This is a genomic window from Streptomyces sp. NPDC002817 (assembly GCF_053592055.1).
In genome coordinates, this window is sequence record NZ_JBSFUY010000016.1 from 141,586 (window position 1) to 158,616 (window position 17,031).

The window sequence follows — 17,031 nt, forward strand, 5'->3', positions numbered from 1 at the left end:
CCCTGAACCCGTTCCTGACCTGGAACCCGTTCCTGACCTGGGCCGTCGCCCCGGCTGGAGGTCTTCCCTTCCTGAGGACCCCGACCCTGTTCCGGAACCCGTTCCTGCGGGCGAGGGACCGCGACGGTCGTCGGTCCGGGCTCGGACGTCCGGGAAGCCTCCGTGACGGAGGAGCCTCGGGTGGGTGTGTGGACCGGGCCGTCGGGTGCGGAGGTGCTGTTCAAGGCTGTTCCTCGTGAGCGGGCTCTGGGCCGTGAGAGCGGGCCGGGGTCATGTCGGGGTGCGGGAGTGCGTCGGTCTGTGGCGTCTGGGTTGGTGATGAGTCGGGTGGGGGTGCGATGTCGTTCCGGAGCTGGAGCAGTGGGTCGGGGTTGGTCCAAGTCGCGATGCGGGTCTGGGCGTTCGCGCGTTACGTGTCATCGGCCGGCCGGCTGTCCCACGCGGGCGGAGCGATCGCCGTGACGGTGGTGTGCGTGACCCGATGGGCCTGTCCGGCCGTGCGAGGCGTGGCCGCGAGCCGCTGCCTCCACCGCGTCGGACAGCCGGTCGAGCACCGCGTCCGCCTGCTCGTCACTGATGGTCAGGGGTGGGACGAGGCGCACGACGCTCGCGTGGCGGCCACCGAGTTCGACGATGAGGCCGCGCCGCAGACACTCCTGCTGGACCGCGGCGGCGAGGTCAGGAGCAGCAGGGTGGGAATCGGTGGCCGCGCTCTCGGCAGCCCCGCTCCGACCGACCTCAGCCTGCCGAAACCCCACCTCGGGATCCACCAGCTCAACCCCGAGCATCAACCCCCTTCCCCGCACCTCCCCCACACACGTAAGCCGCTGCTCCAGATCCCGAAGTCGGCACAGCATCCGCGCTCCCAGCACCGACGCGCGCTCGGCGAGACCGTTCTCGCGAACGTACGTGAGCGTCGCGGTGCCCGCGGCCAGGGCGAGTTGGTTGCCGCGGAACGTGTCGGCGGGGGCGCCGCGTTCGCAGAGGTCGAGATCGTCGCGGTAGACCAGGACTGCCAGCGGCAGGCTGCCCCCGATGGCCTTGGAGAGGATCACCACGTCGGGGGTGATGCCGCTGTGCTCCACCGCCCAGAAGGCGCCGGTGCGACCCACACCGGTGTGGACCTCGTCGGCGATCAGGGGGATGGAGCGGACCGCCGTGATCTGCCGCATGCGCCGCATCCAGGCGTCCGGCGCGGGGATGACTCCGGCCTCGCTCTGTACGGGTTCGACGATCATTCCGGCGGGTCCGGGAGCATCCGACTCGAGGTCGTCGAGGAGGCACTCGCTCCAACGGGCGGCGAGTTCGGCGCCGCCAGTGCCGCCGACGCCGAACGGGCAGCGGTAGTCCTGCGGATAGGGCAGCCGCGTCACGCGGACGTCGGCCGCCTCCTGGGGCGTCTCGAGTGCCGTGGTGGTCAAGCCGTGGGAGGAGCCGGTGAAGGCCAGCATGCCGGTGCGTCCGGTTGCCGCCCGCACGAGCTTGAAGGCGGCCTCCACCGCATCCGCGCCGCCGGGGCCGCAGAACTGCACGCGTGCGTGGTCGGCGAGACCGGCCGGCAGGGTGCGGAACAGCTCGGCGACGAAGGCGTCCTCGACGGGGGTCGCCAGGTCGAGAGCGTGCAGGGGCGCGCCCGAGTCGAGGACCTTGCGGATGGCCTCCAGCACCACGGGATGGTTGTGCCCGAGCGCCAGGGCCCCCGCGCCGGAGAGACAGTCCAGGTACCGGCGGCCGTCCGCGCCCTCGATGGTGAGTCCGCGCGCCCGTACGGGCACGATCGGCAGGGCACGCGCATAGGTGCGCGCCGCCGACTCGCGTGCCGACTGCCGGCGCGGGCGCCCCGCGGACACGCACCCGCCGTACGAAGACTCGGCCACGTCTCGCTGTCCTCCCGCCGTCGTCCCACGCCCACGGGCGAGCCGAAGTCGCACCACGGGCACAGGGGACCGCACAGAGACAGCAGGCCCCCACGGCTACCAACCCCGGACGGTTCACCCGGTTACGGGTTGCCTCAAGATCCTTGCCGTGACGGAACCGTTGCCGTTCCGTCGGGAGTCCCCCACAGCGAGCGCATAGTGTGTGTTGCCGTTCCAAGAGGTCGTGCGCACACAGGAGAACGGCACCGGACGGACCAGAGCCGCCGGGGTGCCGATGTGGGGGTCACGGCCGCAGCGCCTAGTTCGTTCACCTCAGGGGGAGTCAGATCATGCGATCCATACGGCCGTTGTCCACCGTCCGCCGGGAAAGGGGGGCGCGCCGCAGAACCTCCCCCGTGCTGGCCGCCGTTGCTCTCGCCTCGGCGCTCGCGCTCACGGCGACCGCCTGCGACTCGGGTGACGCCGAGGCAGGCGGCGAGTCCTCCGCCTCCGCCACGTCGGGCGACGGGAAGATCACCATCCCGGACGACATCAAGGACCGGCTCAAGGAGCACGGGATCGACGTCGACCAGTGGAAGGACGGCGCCTGGAAGGACTGGAGCAAGGACGACTGGCTGCGCGAGGCCGAGGACTACATCAACCCGATCATCGAGGGCCTGTGGGACCCGGACCGGATGCGGGAGGCCGAGGAGCCGGACCAGGAAGTCGACGACAGCGACCTCGACGGTGACCAGGGAGTGACCGACCCGGAGCCTGCGCCGGTGGACGCGAAGGCCGTATCGCCTACGTATCACGACAGTGTCCCCGAGGCGGGCAAAGTGTTCTTCGACTCCCCCGAAGGACAGATGGTCTGCTCGGCAACGGTCGTGCAGGACCCGGCCAACCCCGGCAAGTCCAACATGGTGTGGACGGCGGGCCACTGTGTCCACGCGGGCAAGAGCGGCGGCTGGTACCGCAACATCGCGTTCGTGCCGTCGTACAACGACAAGGGCCTGGCCACTGCCGAGTTGGAGAATGCCGCTCGGGAAGAGGTCGCTCCGTACGGCGTCTGGTGGAGCGACTGGGCGCAGACCTCGGACCAGTGGATCGAGCAGGGCGGCACGACGGGCGGCGACGGCGCCTCTTACGACTTCTCCGTGCTCCACGTGACCCCGGAGGAGGGCGGCAACGGCAAGTCCCTGGAGGAGACGGTCGGTTCGGCTCTGCCGGTGGACTTCAAGGCTCCGGCCGCGACGAGGATCCAGAACATGACGGCGACCGGTTACCCGGCGGCGGAGCCGTTCGACGGCCAGACGCTGTACCAGTGCCAGGACAAGCCGGGTCGGCTCTCGCTCAGCGCCTCGGACCCGACGATGTACCGCATCGGATGCACCATGACGGGCGGTTCGTCCGGCGGCGGTTGGGTCGCGACCGGTTCGGACGGCAAGCCGGCGCTGGTGTCCAACACCTCGATCGGCCCGGTGACCGCGGGCTGGCTGGCCGGACCGCGGCTGGGTGAGGTGGCCAAGGGCGTGTACGACTCGGTCAGCGACAAGTTCGCCGGTCAGTGACGACGACGGCGACGGGGCGGTTCACCGGGCTCAGCGGCTCACGAAAACCTTCACCGCCCCGTCGCCGTTCGCCCTCAACTCCACGGGCATAGTGGGTTGTCGCGTGACGAGGGGGGTTCGCACAGTGCACGAACCCCCCTGGATCGAGTGACGCGCGCATGACATCACCGCACTTCGAAACACCGATCGCTCCAACGGGGGTTACCGCACCATGCGTTCCACACGTACGTCCGCGACGCCGCGTCGCAGGCGACGCACCACCCTTGTCGTCACCGGCCTCGCCGCCGCCCTGGCGCTGACCGCGACCGCCTGCGAAGGCTCGGACGCGGCGAGTGACAAGCCGAGTGCCACCACGTCCCAGGCCGCCGACAGCGGCAAGGTCCAGATCCCCGCCGACCTCGCCGACAAGCTCAAGGAGCACGGCATCGACGTCGACCAGTGGAAGGACGGCGCCTGGAAGGACTGGGACAAGGACAAGTGGCTCAGTGAGGCCAAGGACTTCGTCAACCCGGTGATCGAGGGCCTCTGGAAGCCGGAGCGGATGAAGTCCGCGAAGTCGGCCAACAAGACCTACTCGACGAAGGACGCGGCGGCCGACCAGGGCGTCAGCGACCCGGACCCGACCCCCGTCGAGGCCTCGGCCGAGAAGACGCCGTACCACGAGAACGCGGCCCCGGTCGGCAAGATCTTCTTCGACACTCCCGAGGGCTCGGCCGTCTGCTCGGGCACGGTCGTCAAGGACGTGAACCACCCGGGCAAGTCGAACCTGGTGTGGACGGCCGGCCACTGCGTGCACGCGGGCGACGGCGGCGGCTGGTACCGCAACATCATGTTCGTCCCGGCCTACAACGACTACGGCAAGTCCGAGGCGCAGCTGACGAATTCCAACGCCACCGAGATCGCGCCCTACGGCCAGTGGTGGGCGGACTGGGCGTCGACCTCGAACGAGTGGATCGCGGGCGGCTCGGAGACCGGCGGTGCCGGTGCCGCGTACGACTACTCGGTGCTGCATGTGAAGCCGGAGTCCGGCGCCAAGTCGCTGGAGGAGACGGTCGGAGCCGCGCTGGACGTGGACTTCTCCGCCCCGTCCGCGACCGAGGTCGCCAAGATGGGCGCCTGGGGCTACCCGCAGGCGGCGCCGTACAACGGTCTGAAGATGTTCAAGTGCATCGACCAGCCGGGCCGTCTCTCGCTCAGCACGGCGCTGCCGACGATGTACCGCATCGGCTGCACGATGACCGGCGGTTCGTCCGGCGGCGGCTGGTTCCGGGTGGTGGACGGCGAGACCAAGCTGGTCTCGAACACGTCGATCGGCCCGGCCGACAACACCTGGCTGGCCGGCCCGCAGCTGGGCCAGGAGGCCGAGGCGATCTACCAGAGCATGAGCAAGACGTACGGCGGTCAGTGACCGGAGCAAGCTGAAGGCCCGCCCCCTGCGGAAAGGGGGCGGGCCTTCACGGTGTTCCTGAAGAGCTACGGCCGTCAGGCGACCGACACCGGCACCGGCACGTACGGTGCGAGATCCGCCGCCAGCTCCTCGTGCACACGGACCTTGAGCAGGGTGCCCTCCGGTGTGTGCTCCTCGGAAATCACCTCGCCCTCGGTGTGGGCGCGGGCGACGAGCTTGCCGAGCGTGTACGGCACGAGCGCCTCGACCTCGACCGACGGCCGCGGCAGCTCGTTGTCGATGAGGGCGAGCAGCTCCTCGATGCCCAGGCCGGTACGGGCCGAGACCGCGATGGAGCGCTTCTCGATCCGCATCAGCCGCTGGAGCGTCAGCGGGTCCGCCGCGTCGGCCTTGTTGATCACGACGATCTCGGGCACGCGGGTGGCACCCACGTCCGTGATCACCTCGCGCACCGCGGCCAGCTGCTCCTCCGGGTTCGGGTGCGAGCCGTCCACCACGTGCAGGATCAGGTCGGACTCGCCGACCTCCTCCATGGTGGAGCGGAACGCCTCGACCAGGTGGTGCGGCAGGTGGCGTACAAAGCCGACGGTGTCCGCCAGCGTGTACAGCCGCCCGCTCGGCGTCTCGGCCCGGCGCACGGTCGGGTCGAGGGTCGCGAACAGGGAGTTCTCGACCAGCACACCCGCGCCCGTGAGGCGGTTGAGCAGCGAGGACTTGCCCGCGTTGGTGTAGCCCGCGATGGCCACGGACGGCACCTTGTTGCGCTTGCGTTCCTGGCGCTTGATCTCGCGGCCGGTCTTCATCTCCGCGATCTCCCGGCGCATCTTCGCCATCTTCTCGCGGATCCGTCGCCGGTCCGTCTCGATCTTGGTCTCACCGGGACCACGGGTGGCGAGACCGCCGCCCTTGCCGCCGCCCATCTGACGGGACAGCGACTGACCCCAGCCGCGCAGTCGCGGCAGCATGTACTGCATCTGCGCGAGCGCGACCTGCGCCTTGCCCTCTCGGGACTTGGCGTGCTGGGCGAAGATGTCGAGGATCAGGGCCGTACGGTCGATGACCTTGACCTTGACGACGTCTTCGAGGTGGATGAGCTGGCCCGGGCTGAGCTCACCGTCGCAGATGACGGTGTCGGCGCCGGTCTCCAGGACGATGTCCCTGAGCTCGGTGGCCTTGCCGGATCCGATGTAGGTGGCGGCGTCGGGCTTGTCGCGGCGCTGGATCACGCCGTCGAGCACGAGCGCGCCCGCGGTCTCCGCGAGGGCGGCGAGCTCCGCGAGGGAGTTCTCCGAGTCCTGCGCGGTCCCCGAGGTCCAGACGCCGACGAGCACGACCCGCTCCAGGCGGAGCTGGCGGTACTCGACCTCGGTGACGTCCTCGAGCTCGGTGGAGAGGCCTGCCACGCGGCGCAGGGCCGCGCGTTCGGAGCGGTCGAACTGGTCGCCGTCCCGCTCTCCGTCGATCTCGTGGCTCCAGGCGACGTCCTCTTCCATCAGGGCATCGGCCCGAAGACCTTCGGGGTGTGTGTGCGCGAAGCGCTGCGAGTCCTGGGAAGGGGATGAAGAGGAGGTCATTGGGTCCTTACGTCGTTGGGGATGGCGATTCGGCGACCGTCACTGGTGACAACGCACGAGTACCCCGGGAGATTCCCGTGTCCCGTGCCGCGCCGACCTGAAGATGGTCGCACGGCACGGCCCGTCTCGTCATCGCCTTATTTCGCGGCCTTCCCCGTGGCCGCCTTGGTGGTCGCCACCGACTTCCAGTCCGGGTGGCCCGGCATCGGCGGGGTCTTCTCACCGTAGAGCCAGTCCTGGAAGAAGCCCCCCAGCTCGCGGCCCGAGATCTCCTCGGCGAGCGCGACGAAGTCGGCGGTCGTGGCGACGCCGTCCTCGTGACGGCTCACCCAGGCCCGCTCCAAGCCCTCGAAGGCCGGGCGGCCGATCTCCTCGCGCAGGGCGTAGAGGGCCAGCGCGGCGCCGTCGTAGACGTTGGGACGGAAGATGCTGATCTTCTGGCCGGGATTCGGCGCCTTGGGCGCGGCCGGCGGCCCACCCGCGGCACGCCAGCGGTCGGAGGCGCCGTACGCGGCCTTCATCCGCGCCTCCATGGGCCTGTCGGCCTTCTCCTCGGCGTACAGGGCCTCGTACCAGGTGGCGTGTCCCTCGTTGAGCCACAGGTCGGACCAGTTGCGGGGGCTGACGCTGTCGCCGAACCACTGATGGGCGAGCTCGTGCACCATGATCGACTCGACGTACCACTTGGGGTAGGCGGGCTCGGTGAACAGGTCTCTCTCGAAGAGGGAGAGGGTCTGCGTCTCGAGTTCGAAGCCGGTGTCGGCGTCGGCCATGAGCAGCCCGTACGTCTCGAAGGGGTAGCGGCCGACCTTGCTCTCCATCCAGGAGATCTGGTCGGGGGTCTTCTCCAGCCAGGGTTCGAGCGCCTCGCGGTGCTTGGTGGGCACGACATCGCGGACCGGCAGTCCGTGCGGGCCGGTGCGGTGCAGCACGGTGGAGCGGCCGATGGACACCTGAGTGAGCTCGGTGGCCATGGGGTGCTGGGTCCGGTACGTCCACGTGGTCTCCCCGGCGACCCGGTCCACGCCGGCCGGCAGACCGTTCGCGACGGCGGTGTAGCCGTCGGGCGCGGTGACCCGGATGGTGAACATCGCCTTGTCGGAGGGGTGGTCGTTGCACGGGAACACCAGATGGGCGGCGTCGGCCTGGTTGGCCATGGCGAGGCCGTCCGTGGTCCGCACCCAGCCGCCCTCCCGGTTCTCGGCGGACACGGGGTCGCTGGTGTGCTTCACGGTGATCCGCATCCAACTGCCGCCGGGCAGCGGTTCCTCGGGCGTGACCACCAGGTCCTCGCCGGCGCCGGTGAACGCGGCGGACTCGCCGTCCACCTCGACCGAATCGACCTTGCCGTGGGCGAAGTCGAGGTTAATGCGGTCCAGTTCGGTGGTCGTCCAGGCGTCGATCGTGGTGACGGCCTTCAGCGGCTTGCTGTTGGAACCGGGATAGGTGAAGGAGAGGTCGTACGACGCCACGTCGTACCCGGGGTTGCCCAGGTGCGGGAAGAGACGGTCGCCGACGCCCAGCGGGGCGGCGGGCGCGCTCGCGGCGACGAGACAGACGGCGGAGGCGAGCAGCGCGGCCGCCTTCAGCCGGCGAGGGCTCCTGGCGTGGGAGGTGAGCAGCATGCACCACGGCTACCAGCGCGCGCGTGCCGTACGGCGGCGACTCGCGCCCGGCCCACCCGAACGGGTAACGGCCTGGTTGGATGCGGGCATGGACGTGTACGAGGAGTCCGGACTCACGAAGGCGGTCTGGAGCGACGCCGATTTCGAGCAGCTGGGGTGGCACGACGTCACCGTGCACGCCATGTACGTACAGCGAACCGATGACGTGCTGCCGCGCCTGCTGTTCGATCTCGACTACATCACCCGCTGGGTCCATCCGGTCCCGCCGGAGACACACTTCAGCTTCTGGATCGCGCCGTCGACGCTCGTCTTCGACGACGTCTGGGATCTCCAAGGGGACCTCGACTTCAGAGGGCTGGGCGTGGACCTGGAGATCGACGCGCTGCACCGGCTGACGCCCGAGGACGACAGGCCCGGGTGGAGTGACACGCCGCTGTGGCACCTGGAGGGGCACGCGTTCGACCTCAGGTTCCGCGCCCCCGGCTTCCGCCAGTACATCCGGCAGCCGCCCCGGCTCTCGCCCCGCCTCGTCCTGGGCCACGCCGAGCGCGACGGCTGCTCCTTCGCCGAGACGGCCTTCGAGTTCGAGTAGGGCGAGCCCGTCACACGCCCGTCGTCTGCGCCCTGCTCACGTCGTACACACCCGGGACGTTCCGCATCGCCCGCATGAGCGCGGGCAGCAGTGCCGCGTCCGGGAGTTGGACCGTATAGGTGTGGCGGACGCGCTGCTGGGTGGGGGGTTCGACGGTCGCCGAGACGATCTCGGCGCCTTCGAGTGCCATGGCCTCGGTGAGGTCGGCGAGCAGATGAGGGCGGCCGAACGATTCGGCGAAGAGCGTGACCCGGCACTCGGTGGTGTCGCCCCAGCGCACATCGACCTCCGTGCGCTTCGCGTTCTTCATACGCGCCACCGCGGCACATCCGACGCGGTGCACGGTGACCACTCCCCCGCGCACGGCGAAACCGGTGATGTCGTCGGGCGGTACGGGCGTGCAGCACCCGGCCAGCCGTACGGTCGCACCGGGCTGGTCGACGAGGACGTCGGCGGTGCCCGGGCGGGCGGCGGGACCGTCCGCGACCGGCGCTTCGGCGGCGGAGCGCGGGGCCGGCTCGCGCTCCTCGACCTCGTGCGGCTCCTCCTGCGAGGGATGCGTCGCGATCCACCGCTGGATGGCGATCCGCGCGGCGGGCGTGTGCGCGTGCTCCAGCCACTCTCTGGAGGGCTCGGAGGCCGGGTCCTGGCCCATGAGCAGCTGGACGGTGTCACCGTCCCGCAGAACGGTGCTGAGCGTCGCCAGCCGCCCGTTGACGCGGGCGCCGATGCACGCGTGCGCGTCCTCGCCGTACTGCTCGTAGGCGGCGTCCACACAGGTCGCCCCCTCGGGGAGACCGAGCGTGCCGCCGTCGGGCCGGAAGACGGTGATCTCGCGGTCCTGGGCGAGGTCCTCGCGCAGGGTGGACCAGAAGGTGTCGGGGTCGGGTGCGGCCTCCTGCCAGTCGAGGAGGCGGGAGAGCCAGCCGGGACGTGTGGGGTCCTCGCGCTCGCCGTCCACGGACTCCTCCGAAGGAGGAGCGTAGGGATTGGCGAGCGCGACGACGCCGGCCTCGGCGACCTTGTGCATCTGGTGGGTGCGGATGAGGACTTCGGCGACCTGGCCGTCACCGCGGGCGACCGCGGTGTGCAGCGACTGGTACAGGTTGAACTTCGGTACGGCGATGAAGTCCTTGAACTCCGAGACGACGGGCGTCAGACAGGTGTGCAGCTCGCCGAGCACGCCGTAACAGTCGGCGTCCTCGTTGACCAGCACCAGCAGCCGGCCGAAGTCGGCGCCGCGCAGCCGGCCGCGCTTGCGGGACACACGGTGCACGGAGACGAAGTGCCGGGGCCGGATGACGACTTCGGCCTGGATGTCCGCGTCGCGCAGGACACCGCGCACCTCGTCCGCGATCTCCGCGAGGGGGTCGTCGGCGCGGGAGGCGTTGTCGACGATCAACTCCCGTGTGTGCTCGTACTCCTCGGGGTGCAGGATCGCGAAGACCAGGTCTTCCAGTTCGGTCTTGAGCGCCTGCACGCCGAGCCGTTCGGCGAGCGGGATGAGGACGTCGCGGGTCACTTTGGCGATGCGCGCCTGCTTCTCGGGGCGCATCACTCCGAGAGTGCGCATGTTGTGCAGCCGGTCGGCGAGTTTGATCGACATCACACGGACGTCGTTGCCGGTGGCGACGAGCATCTTGCGGAAGGTCTCGGGCTCTGCGGCGGCGCCGTAGTCGACCTTCTCCAGCTTCGTCACACCGTCGACGAGGAAGCGCACCTCCTCACCGAACTGCTCCCGCACCTGATCGAGCGTCACATCGGTGTCCTCGACGGTGTCGTGGAGCAGAGACGCCGTCAGAGTCGTGGTCTCGGCGCCGAGTTCGGCGAGGATCAGGGTCACGGCGAGCGGATGTGTGATGTACGGCTCACCGCTCTTGCGCATCTGTCCGCGGTGCGAGGACTCGGCCAGGACATAGGCGCGGCGCAGGATGTCGCGGTCGGCGTCGGGGTGGTGGGCCCGGTGGGCCTCGACGACGTGGCTGATGGCGTCGGGCAGCCGGTCGCGGGTCGCGGGGCCGAGCAGGGCGGCGCGGCCCAGACGGCGCAGGTCGATCCGCGCCCGCCAGCGCGCCGCAGGCCCTGTTACCGGACCTGGGGTCGCGGGGTTCGTGGCCTCCGCACTCATGGGCACCTCCGGCTGCGTCAACCGGCGGACGGGGTGCCCCAGGGCGGACACGGCTCAGGGGATGGCATCGGTCCCCCGTCCGGGCCGGTGCTTGATGCTACCGAGCCCACCACGTGCGGCTGACCGCCTCTCGTCGAGCGTGAAACGGATCACCCATTCGAGCGACGATTCCGAGGTTTACGATTTCGCGCCAGCTGACCTGCGATTGTCCGTCGATTCGAACCGCTCCGGATGCCTGGAGCTGCGGATCCCAGCGACCGGGGCCGCCGGACCCCATGATTCACGCGCTCAGCGGGCCGCGTTTTCCAGCCATTCCGGTTCGATCTCGCCCTCGGCGACGATCACGGCGGGGCCGGTCATCTCGATCTCGCCGTCGGGCCGCTCGGTGATCACGAGGGTGCCGCCGGGCACATCGACGGTGTACGTCACCGGGGTCCCGGTCACAGCCGGGTCGGCGCCGTCCCTGCGAGCGGTGGCCACGGCGACGGCGCACGCGCCCGTGCCGCAGGACCGGGTCTCACCGGAGCCGCGCTCATGCACGCGCAGGGCGACGTGACGGGGGCCGCGGTCGACGACGAACTCCACGTTGACCCCGTCCGGGTAGGCGGCGGCAGGGCTGAAGGGCGGCGGGGAGTACAGGTTGCCCGCGTGGGCGAGGTCGTCCACGAAGGCCACGGCGTGCGGGTTGCCCATGTTCACGTTCCGCGCGGGCCAGCTGCGCTCGCCGACGCTCACGGTGACGTCCCCTTCGGGGAGCCGGGCCGTGCCCATGCCGACGGTGACGTCACCGTCCTTCGCGAGGTGCACGGTCTTCACGCCCCCACGCGTGGCCACGGCCAGGTCGCCCTCGGTGATGTGCCCGGCGTGCTGGAGGTAGCGCGCGAAGACGCGTACGCCGTTGCCGCACATCTCCGCGATGGAGCCGTCGCCGTTGCGGTAGTCCATGAACCACTCCGCCTCGGCGGCCATGCCCTGCCCCTCCGGGTGGGTGGCGGATCGCACCACGTGCAGCAGGCCGTCACCGCCGATGCCGGCGCGGCGGTCGCACAGGGCGGCGACGGCGGCCGGGGGGAGGTCGATGGCGTTCTCTGGGTCCGGGACGATCACGAAGTCGTTCTCGGTCCCGTGACCCTTGAGGAAGGCGATCCGCGTGCTCATTCCTCGATCGTACGGGGTGGGTACGACACCGAGTCACGGACAGCCCTACGACGTCTCCACGCGTACGTGGTCGCACGTCACGCCGGGCGCACGAGGTCAGCGCAGCCGGGCCACGCGGAACACGGCCAGCGCGATCACCGCGGCCACGACCACGACGTACAGCAGCACCACGCGCCAGTCGGGACGCCGCCCGGACCCTCGCTGCGGCAGTCCGGGCCATGTGTAACCGACCCGGCGGGCGGCCATCATGCCCCACCCTGCCGCGCAGGAGCAGATCAGCAGGCCCAGCATGGCGATCACGGCCCCGCTGTCGCCGAAGTCGAAGGCCAGCGGGAAGGCGAACATCAGGGAGCCGACCGCGGCCAGGGCGACGATGGGCGCGAGCTGCCAGATGCGCATCCGGCGCTGCGGGCGCAGCTCGACCTCGACCTCCGGGCCGCCCGCGAACATCTCCTCGGGCTCGGGACCGTCGGCGGTCACACCGCCCTGTGTGTCGTCGGGCCCGTCGGGGCTCAGACGGTCTCCGTCCTGCTCCGGTTCACCGCCGTCGACGGTGAGGGGCTCGGTGCCTTGTGCGGTGTCGCGAGGGCCGGCCTCCATCGCCACGCGCCCTCCCAACTCGGACTCCACTTGGTCGATCGAAGCTCGATGATGGCACGGCGCCGGAGGGCCGGATGACGGCCTGAGCGTCCCGATGCCAGGACGTGATCAGGCTGTGACCGGTCGTTCGACCAACGCCAGCGCGAGCTGCGGAAGTTCTGTGAGATCCGCCGCAGCCCCACTCAACCAGTGCACCCGCGGATCGCGCCTGAACCATGAATCCTGGCGGCGCGCGAAGCGCTTCGTGGCACGGACGGTCTCGTCCCGCGCTTCCCCGAGCGTGCACTCCCCGGCGAGCGCCGCGAGCACCTGCTGATACCCGAGCGCGCGGGAGGCCGTACGCCCCTCGCGCAACCCGTGCGCCTCCAGCGCCCGCACCTCGTCCACCAGGCCCGCGTCCCACATCCGGTCGACCCGGCGCGCGATGCGCTCGTCGAGCTCGGGGCGCGCGACGTCGACGCCGATCTGGAGGGTGTCGTAGACCGAGTCGTGGCCGGGGAGGTTGGCGGTGAAGGGCTTGCCGGTGATCTCGATGACCTCCAGGGCCCGGACGATGCGGCGGCCGTTGCTGGGCAGGATCGCCTGGCCGGCCTCGGGGTCGGCGGCGGCCAGGCGGGCGTGCAGCGCGCCGGAGCCGCGGAGCGTGAGCTCCTCCTCGAGCCGGGCCCTGACCTCGGGGTCGGTGCCGGGGAACTCGAGGTTGTCGACGGCGCCACGGACGTACAGGCCGGAGCCGCCGACCAGGATCGGCCAGCGTCCCTCGGCGAGCAGCGCGTCGATGCGCTCGCGCGCGAGTCGCTGGTACTCGGCGACGGAGGCCGTGACGGTCACGTCCCAGATGTCCAGGAGGTGGTGCGGGACGTCGTCGCGCTCCTCGGGCGTCAGTTTCGCGGTGCCGATGTCCATCCCTCGGTAGAGCTGCATGGAGTCGGCGTTGACGACCTCGCCGCCGAGGCGTCGGGCCAGGAAAACGCCCAGATCGGACTTTCCGGCCGCGGTCGGTCCGACGACGGCGATGACGCGGGGGGCGGGGGGTGCGCTGCTCACCGCCCCAGTCTCGCAAACGTCAGGGCATGGCCTCGAACGAGTTACGTGACGGCACGCGTGCGGGGTCGTTGCCTGTTGCGAGGTTTTCGCCGCCGGTTTCGAGAGGCGGCGTCCCGGGCGACGCAAACGGACGCACCGGGCAACGCGGGATTTCCCCCGCACGAGTAACGTATGGAGTGGATATGGGCGTTTTCGCACGACTTCTCCGGAGGTCAAAGGCTGCGGAGGAGGCGTCAACCGCCGAGGCAGAGGCCGCCACGCTGACGGCCGAACCCGAGGCGGAGAAGGCGGCAGAGGCGAAGGAGCCGGCCGAGGCGGACGCCACGGCCGGGACCGACGCCGGGGACACGGCAGAGCCGACGGCGACGGAGGCCGTCGAGGCCGATGCCGCCGAAGGCGTCGACATCCCCAAGCAGCAGTCCGCCGAGGAGGCGGCCGACAGCGAGGCCGGCGAGGGCGCCCGCACGTAACTGCCCCGCGCGGGAAGGTGAACGATGGGTCTCCTGGACAATTTGAAAGCCAAGCTCAGCCCGGCCAAGGACAAGGTCTCCGGCCTCGCACAGCAGCACGGGGACAAGGTGCAGCACGGTCTCGACAAGGCCGCGAAGGTCGTCGACGAAAAGACCAAGGGCAAGTACAGCGACAAGATCCAGACGGGCACGGGCAAGGCCAAGAACGCCATGGACCGACTCGCGCACAAGGACGACGGAACGGGCGGCGGCACGACCACGCCCCCGTCCACACCGCCGCCTGCTTCCTGAACGGCACACCGACGGACGGCCGCGGGGCATGACGCCTGGCGGCCGTCCGCCGTTTCACACGACCCACACCGGCGTCACGACGAGGCCGGTCACGACGAGGCCGGTCACGACCAGGTCGCGACCACGTACCCCACGCCGTACGGCGCGTCGTCGTACAGCAGTCGGCCATCGAGGCCCGCCCCTTCGGCGGCGCCCGCGAGGACCTGCCAGGGGGCCCGTCCGGACACCTTGAGCTCGTACGCCAGCTCGGCGTCGAGCGCTTCGAGGGCCGCCACATCCGCCGCCCCCAGCGCACGCGCGACCTCCGCGTCGAAGGGCGCCGCGCGCTCGTCGAGGTAGCCGGGTGACTTGAGCGTGCGGCAGGCGCTGGCGTCCCCCATCACCAGCAGCGCCACGCGCTCGGCTCGCGCGGCGATGTCCCTTCCGGTCTCAATACACCGCTCGGCGGCCAGAGGTTCCCCCACGCCGAGTCCCTCGATCGGGGCGTCCGCCCAACCGGTGCGTTCCAGCAGCCACGCGGCCACGGCGAGGGAGGGCGGAAGCTCACGCCCGGACACCGCGCCCAGGTCTGCGCTCTGATCCGCGCCCAGCCTGACGTCGAGCGCCACGCCGAAGCCCCGGAAGGACCCCGCCGTGCCTTCCGGATGCGTTCCGCGCCCGCTCTGCTCGGCGGGTCCGAGGACCACCAGCAGGTCGGGCCGGGCGGCGGCGAGCACCCCGAGCGCGTCCGTGCACGCGGTCCGGGCCGTGTCCAGCTCGGGCGCGGCACCCGCGGCGACCTCGGGCACGAGGAGCGGCGGACAAGGGCAGACGGCGGCGGCGACAAGCATGATCGGCAGCCTACTGCCAGGGGTTCGGCTCGGTATCGGTGCTCCACGCCAGTTCGGCCAGGCGGTACAGCACGTGATGCTTGGAGATCTTGCCTTCGATGGTGGCGTAGTACGCGTCCCCGTCGCCGATCCGGTAGACCTGTCGGCTCTTCTGCCGCAGCCCGGACCGCGGCCGGTGGGTGCAGGCGATCTCGTACAGCCTCGCGCGAGCCCGTTCGAGGGTGTCCTCGATGTGCTCCACCTCATCGAGCGAGTACGACTCCCCGTAGCCGGCCTGCACCACGACCACCCAGCGCGCCATGTCCCGCCCCCGTCCCTCGTCGGACGACGAGTATGGCGTGCGCTCAGTCGACCGCGCAGCCACCCGTCGCCGCCGGCAGCGGTTCCGGTACGCCGATCTTCGGCAGCCCCAGCAGCACGCCCGCCGGCTTCGCCGCCTCGGCGGCGTTCCGCTTCTCCCAGGCGTCGCCCGCGCGCGTGCGACGGACCTTCAGGACCTCGCCCTCGGCGAGGAGGTGGTGCGGGGCGGCATAGGTGATCTCGACCGTGACGACGTCGCCGGGGCGGACCTCGTCGTCCGGCTTGGTGAAGTGGACGAGGCGGTTGTCGGGGGCACGGCCGGAGAGGCGGTGGGTGGTGCCGTCCTTGCGGCCCTCGCCCTCGGCGACCATGAGGTCGAGAGTGCGGCCGACCTGCTTCTTGTTCTCCTCCCAGGAGATCTCCTCCTGGAGGGCGACGAGACGCTCGTAGCGCGCCTGCACGACCTCCTTGGGGACCTGCCCCTCCATGGTCGCCGCGGGGGTTCCGGGGCGCTTGGAGTACTGGAAGGTGAAGGCGTTCGTGAAGCGGGCCTCGCGGACCGCGTGCATGGTCTGCTCGAAGTCCTCCTCGGTCTCGCCGGGGAAGCCCACGATGATGTCGGTCGAGATCGCGGCGTCCGGCATGGCGGCACGCACCTTCTCGATGATCCCGAGGAAACGCTCCTGCCGGTACGAGCGGCGCATCGCCTTCAGGATCGTGTCCGAGCCGGACTGCATCGGCATGTGGAGCTGCGGCATCACGTTCGGCGTCTCGGCCATCGCCGCGATCACGTCGTCGGTGAAGTCACGCGGGTGCGGGGACGTGAAGCGCACGCGCTCCAGGCCCTCGATCTTCCCGCAGGCCCGCAGCAGCTTGCTGAACGCCTCGCGGTCGCCGATGTCGGAGCCGTAGGCGTTGACGTTCTGCCCGAGCAGCGTGATCTCGGAGACGCCCTCGCCGACCAGGGCCTCGATCTCGGCGAGGATGTCGCCGGTCCGGCGGTCCTTCTCCTTGCCGCGCAGGGCCGGGACGATGCAGAAGGTGCAGGTGTTGTTGCAGCCCACGGAGATCGACACCCACGCCGCGTACGCGCTCTCGCGCCGGGTCGGCAGCGTGGACGGGAACGCCTCCAGCGACTCGGCGATCTCGACCTGCGCCTCCTCCTGCACGCGCGCGCGTTCCAGCAGGACGGGCAGCTTGCCGATGTTGTGCGTGCCGAAGACGACGTCCACCCAGGGCGCCTTCTTCACGATGGTGTCGCGGTCCTTCTGCGCCAGACAGCCGCCGACCGCGATCTGCATCCCGGGGCGCTTGGTCTTCATGGGGGCGAGCCGGCCGAGGTTGCCGTACAGCCTGTTGTCGGCGTTCTCCCGCACCGCGCAGGTGTTGAAGACGACGACGTCCGCGTCGCCGTCGGAACCCTCCGGCGCCTTCACGTAACCGGCGTCTTCGAGCAGCCCGGACAATCGCTCGGAATCGTGGACGTTCATCTGGCACCCGTAGGTGCGCACTTCGTAGGTCTTGGAAGAGGAGACGTCCACTGCCTGGCTCCGGTCGATGCTGCTCATGTGACAAGGGTAG

15 protein-coding genes are annotated in these 17,031 nt (G+C 70.5%); 5 read left to right on the forward strand and 10 right to left on the reverse strand.

Annotated elements, in window-relative coordinates; genetic code table 11:
- Window positions 1-416 precede the first annotated feature (416 nt).
- The gene (locus tag ACWD3I_RS27670; protein WP_365397897.1) at window positions 417-1,877 is read right to left on the reverse strand and encodes a diaminobutyrate--2-oxoglutarate transaminase family protein; all 1,461 of its coding nucleotides are present in this window, start codon (window positions 1,875-1,877) and stop codon (window positions 417-419) included.
- 329 nt (window positions 1,878-2,206) lie between these two features.
- On the opposite strand from ACWD3I_RS27670, the gene ACWD3I_RS27675 reads away from it, so the two are divergent.
- A complete protein-coding gene (locus ACWD3I_RS27675; protein WP_365397894.1) occupies window positions 2,207-3,427 on the forward strand; it encodes a trypsin-like serine peptidase in 1,221 nt (406 codons plus the stop codon).
- Between the two features lie 211 nt (window positions 3,428-3,638).
- Window positions 3,639-4,835: a trypsin-like serine peptidase gene (locus ACWD3I_RS27680; protein ID WP_365397891.1), complete on the forward strand. Its 1,197-nt coding sequence runs from the start codon at window positions 3,639-3,641 to the stop codon at window positions 4,833-4,835.
- 74 nt (window positions 4,836-4,909) lie between these two features.
- Here the strand turns inward: ACWD3I_RS27680 and hflX are convergent, their stop codons facing one another.
- A complete protein-coding gene (hflX, locus tag ACWD3I_RS27685) occupies window positions 4,910-6,409 on the reverse strand; it encodes a GTPase HflX (protein WP_365397888.1) in 1,500 nt (499 codons plus the stop codon).
- 137 nt (window positions 6,410-6,546) lie between these two features.
- Window positions 6,547-8,034: a M1 family metallopeptidase gene (locus ACWD3I_RS27690; protein ID WP_365397885.1), complete on the reverse strand. Its 1,488-nt coding sequence runs from the start codon at window positions 8,032-8,034 to the stop codon at window positions 6,547-6,549.
- On the opposite strand from ACWD3I_RS27690, the gene ACWD3I_RS27695 reads away from it, so the two are divergent.
- Complete coding sequence (locus ACWD3I_RS27695; protein WP_365397882.1) at window positions 8,033-8,626, forward strand: hypothetical protein; 594 nt, start codon at window positions 8,033-8,035, stop codon at window positions 8,624-8,626. The genes ACWD3I_RS27690 and ACWD3I_RS27695 overlap by 2 nt on opposite strands.
- A gap of 10 nt (window positions 8,627-8,636) precedes the next feature.
- Here the strand turns inward: ACWD3I_RS27695 and ACWD3I_RS27700 are convergent, their stop codons facing one another.
- From ACWD3I_RS27700 to miaA, 4 genes are all read right to left on the reverse strand, one after another.
- Window positions 8,637-10,754: a RelA/SpoT family protein gene (locus tag ACWD3I_RS27700; protein ID WP_365397879.1), complete on the reverse strand. Its 2,118-nt coding sequence runs from the start codon at window positions 10,752-10,754 to the stop codon at window positions 8,637-8,639.
- A gap of 288 nt (window positions 10,755-11,042) precedes the next feature.
- Window positions 11,043-11,912, reverse strand: a complete 870-nt coding sequence (gene dapF / locus ACWD3I_RS27705) for a diaminopimelate epimerase (protein WP_365397876.1) — start codon at window positions 11,910-11,912, stop codon at window positions 11,043-11,045.
- Between the two features lie 96 nt (window positions 11,913-12,008).
- Complete coding sequence (locus ACWD3I_RS27710; RefSeq protein ID WP_365397952.1) at window positions 12,009-12,512, reverse strand: hypothetical protein; 504 nt, start codon at window positions 12,510-12,512, stop codon at window positions 12,009-12,011.
- Between the two features lie 108 nt (window positions 12,513-12,620).
- A complete protein-coding gene (gene miaA, locus ACWD3I_RS27715) occupies window positions 12,621-13,559 on the reverse strand; it encodes a tRNA (adenosine(37)-N6)-dimethylallyltransferase MiaA (RefSeq protein ID WP_365397873.1) in 939 nt (312 codons plus the stop codon).
- Between the two features lie 182 nt (window positions 13,560-13,741).
- Here miaA and ACWD3I_RS27720 point away from each other — a divergent pair, with 182 nt between their 5' ends.
- Together ACWD3I_RS27720 and ACWD3I_RS27725 are read left to right on the forward strand one after the other, a co-directional pair.
- Window positions 13,742-14,029, forward strand: a complete 288-nt coding sequence (locus ACWD3I_RS27720; protein ID WP_365397870.1) for a hypothetical protein — start codon at window positions 13,742-13,744, stop codon at window positions 14,027-14,029.
- 24 nt (window positions 14,030-14,053) lie between these two features.
- Window positions 14,054-14,320: an antitoxin gene (locus ACWD3I_RS27725; RefSeq protein ID WP_365397867.1), complete on the forward strand. Its 267-nt coding sequence runs from the start codon at window positions 14,054-14,056 to the stop codon at window positions 14,318-14,320.
- A gap of 104 nt (window positions 14,321-14,424) precedes the next feature.
- On the opposite strand, the gene ACWD3I_RS27730 is transcribed toward ACWD3I_RS27725, so the two are convergent.
- From ACWD3I_RS27730 to miaB, 3 genes are read right to left on the reverse strand one after another with little or no spacing between them, the layout of a single operon-like run.
- Window positions 14,425-15,150 (reverse strand): class III extradiol dioxygenase subunit B-like domain-containing protein, encoded by a 726-nt coding sequence (locus tag ACWD3I_RS27730; protein ID WP_365397864.1) that lies wholly within the window; start codon window positions 15,148-15,150, stop codon window positions 14,425-14,427.
- Between the two features lie 10 nt (window positions 15,151-15,160).
- The gene (locus ACWD3I_RS27735; RefSeq protein ID WP_365397861.1) at window positions 15,161-15,451 is read right to left on the reverse strand and encodes a hypothetical protein; all 291 of its coding nucleotides are present in this window, start codon (window positions 15,449-15,451) and stop codon (window positions 15,161-15,163) included.
- A 43-nt stretch (window positions 15,452-15,494) separates the two neighbouring features.
- Window positions 15,495-17,018 (reverse strand): tRNA (N6-isopentenyl adenosine(37)-C2)-methylthiotransferase MiaB, encoded by a 1,524-nt coding sequence (gene miaB, locus ACWD3I_RS27740; protein WP_365397858.1) that lies wholly within the window; start codon window positions 17,016-17,018, stop codon window positions 15,495-15,497.
- Window positions 17,019-17,031: the final 13 nt, after the last annotated feature.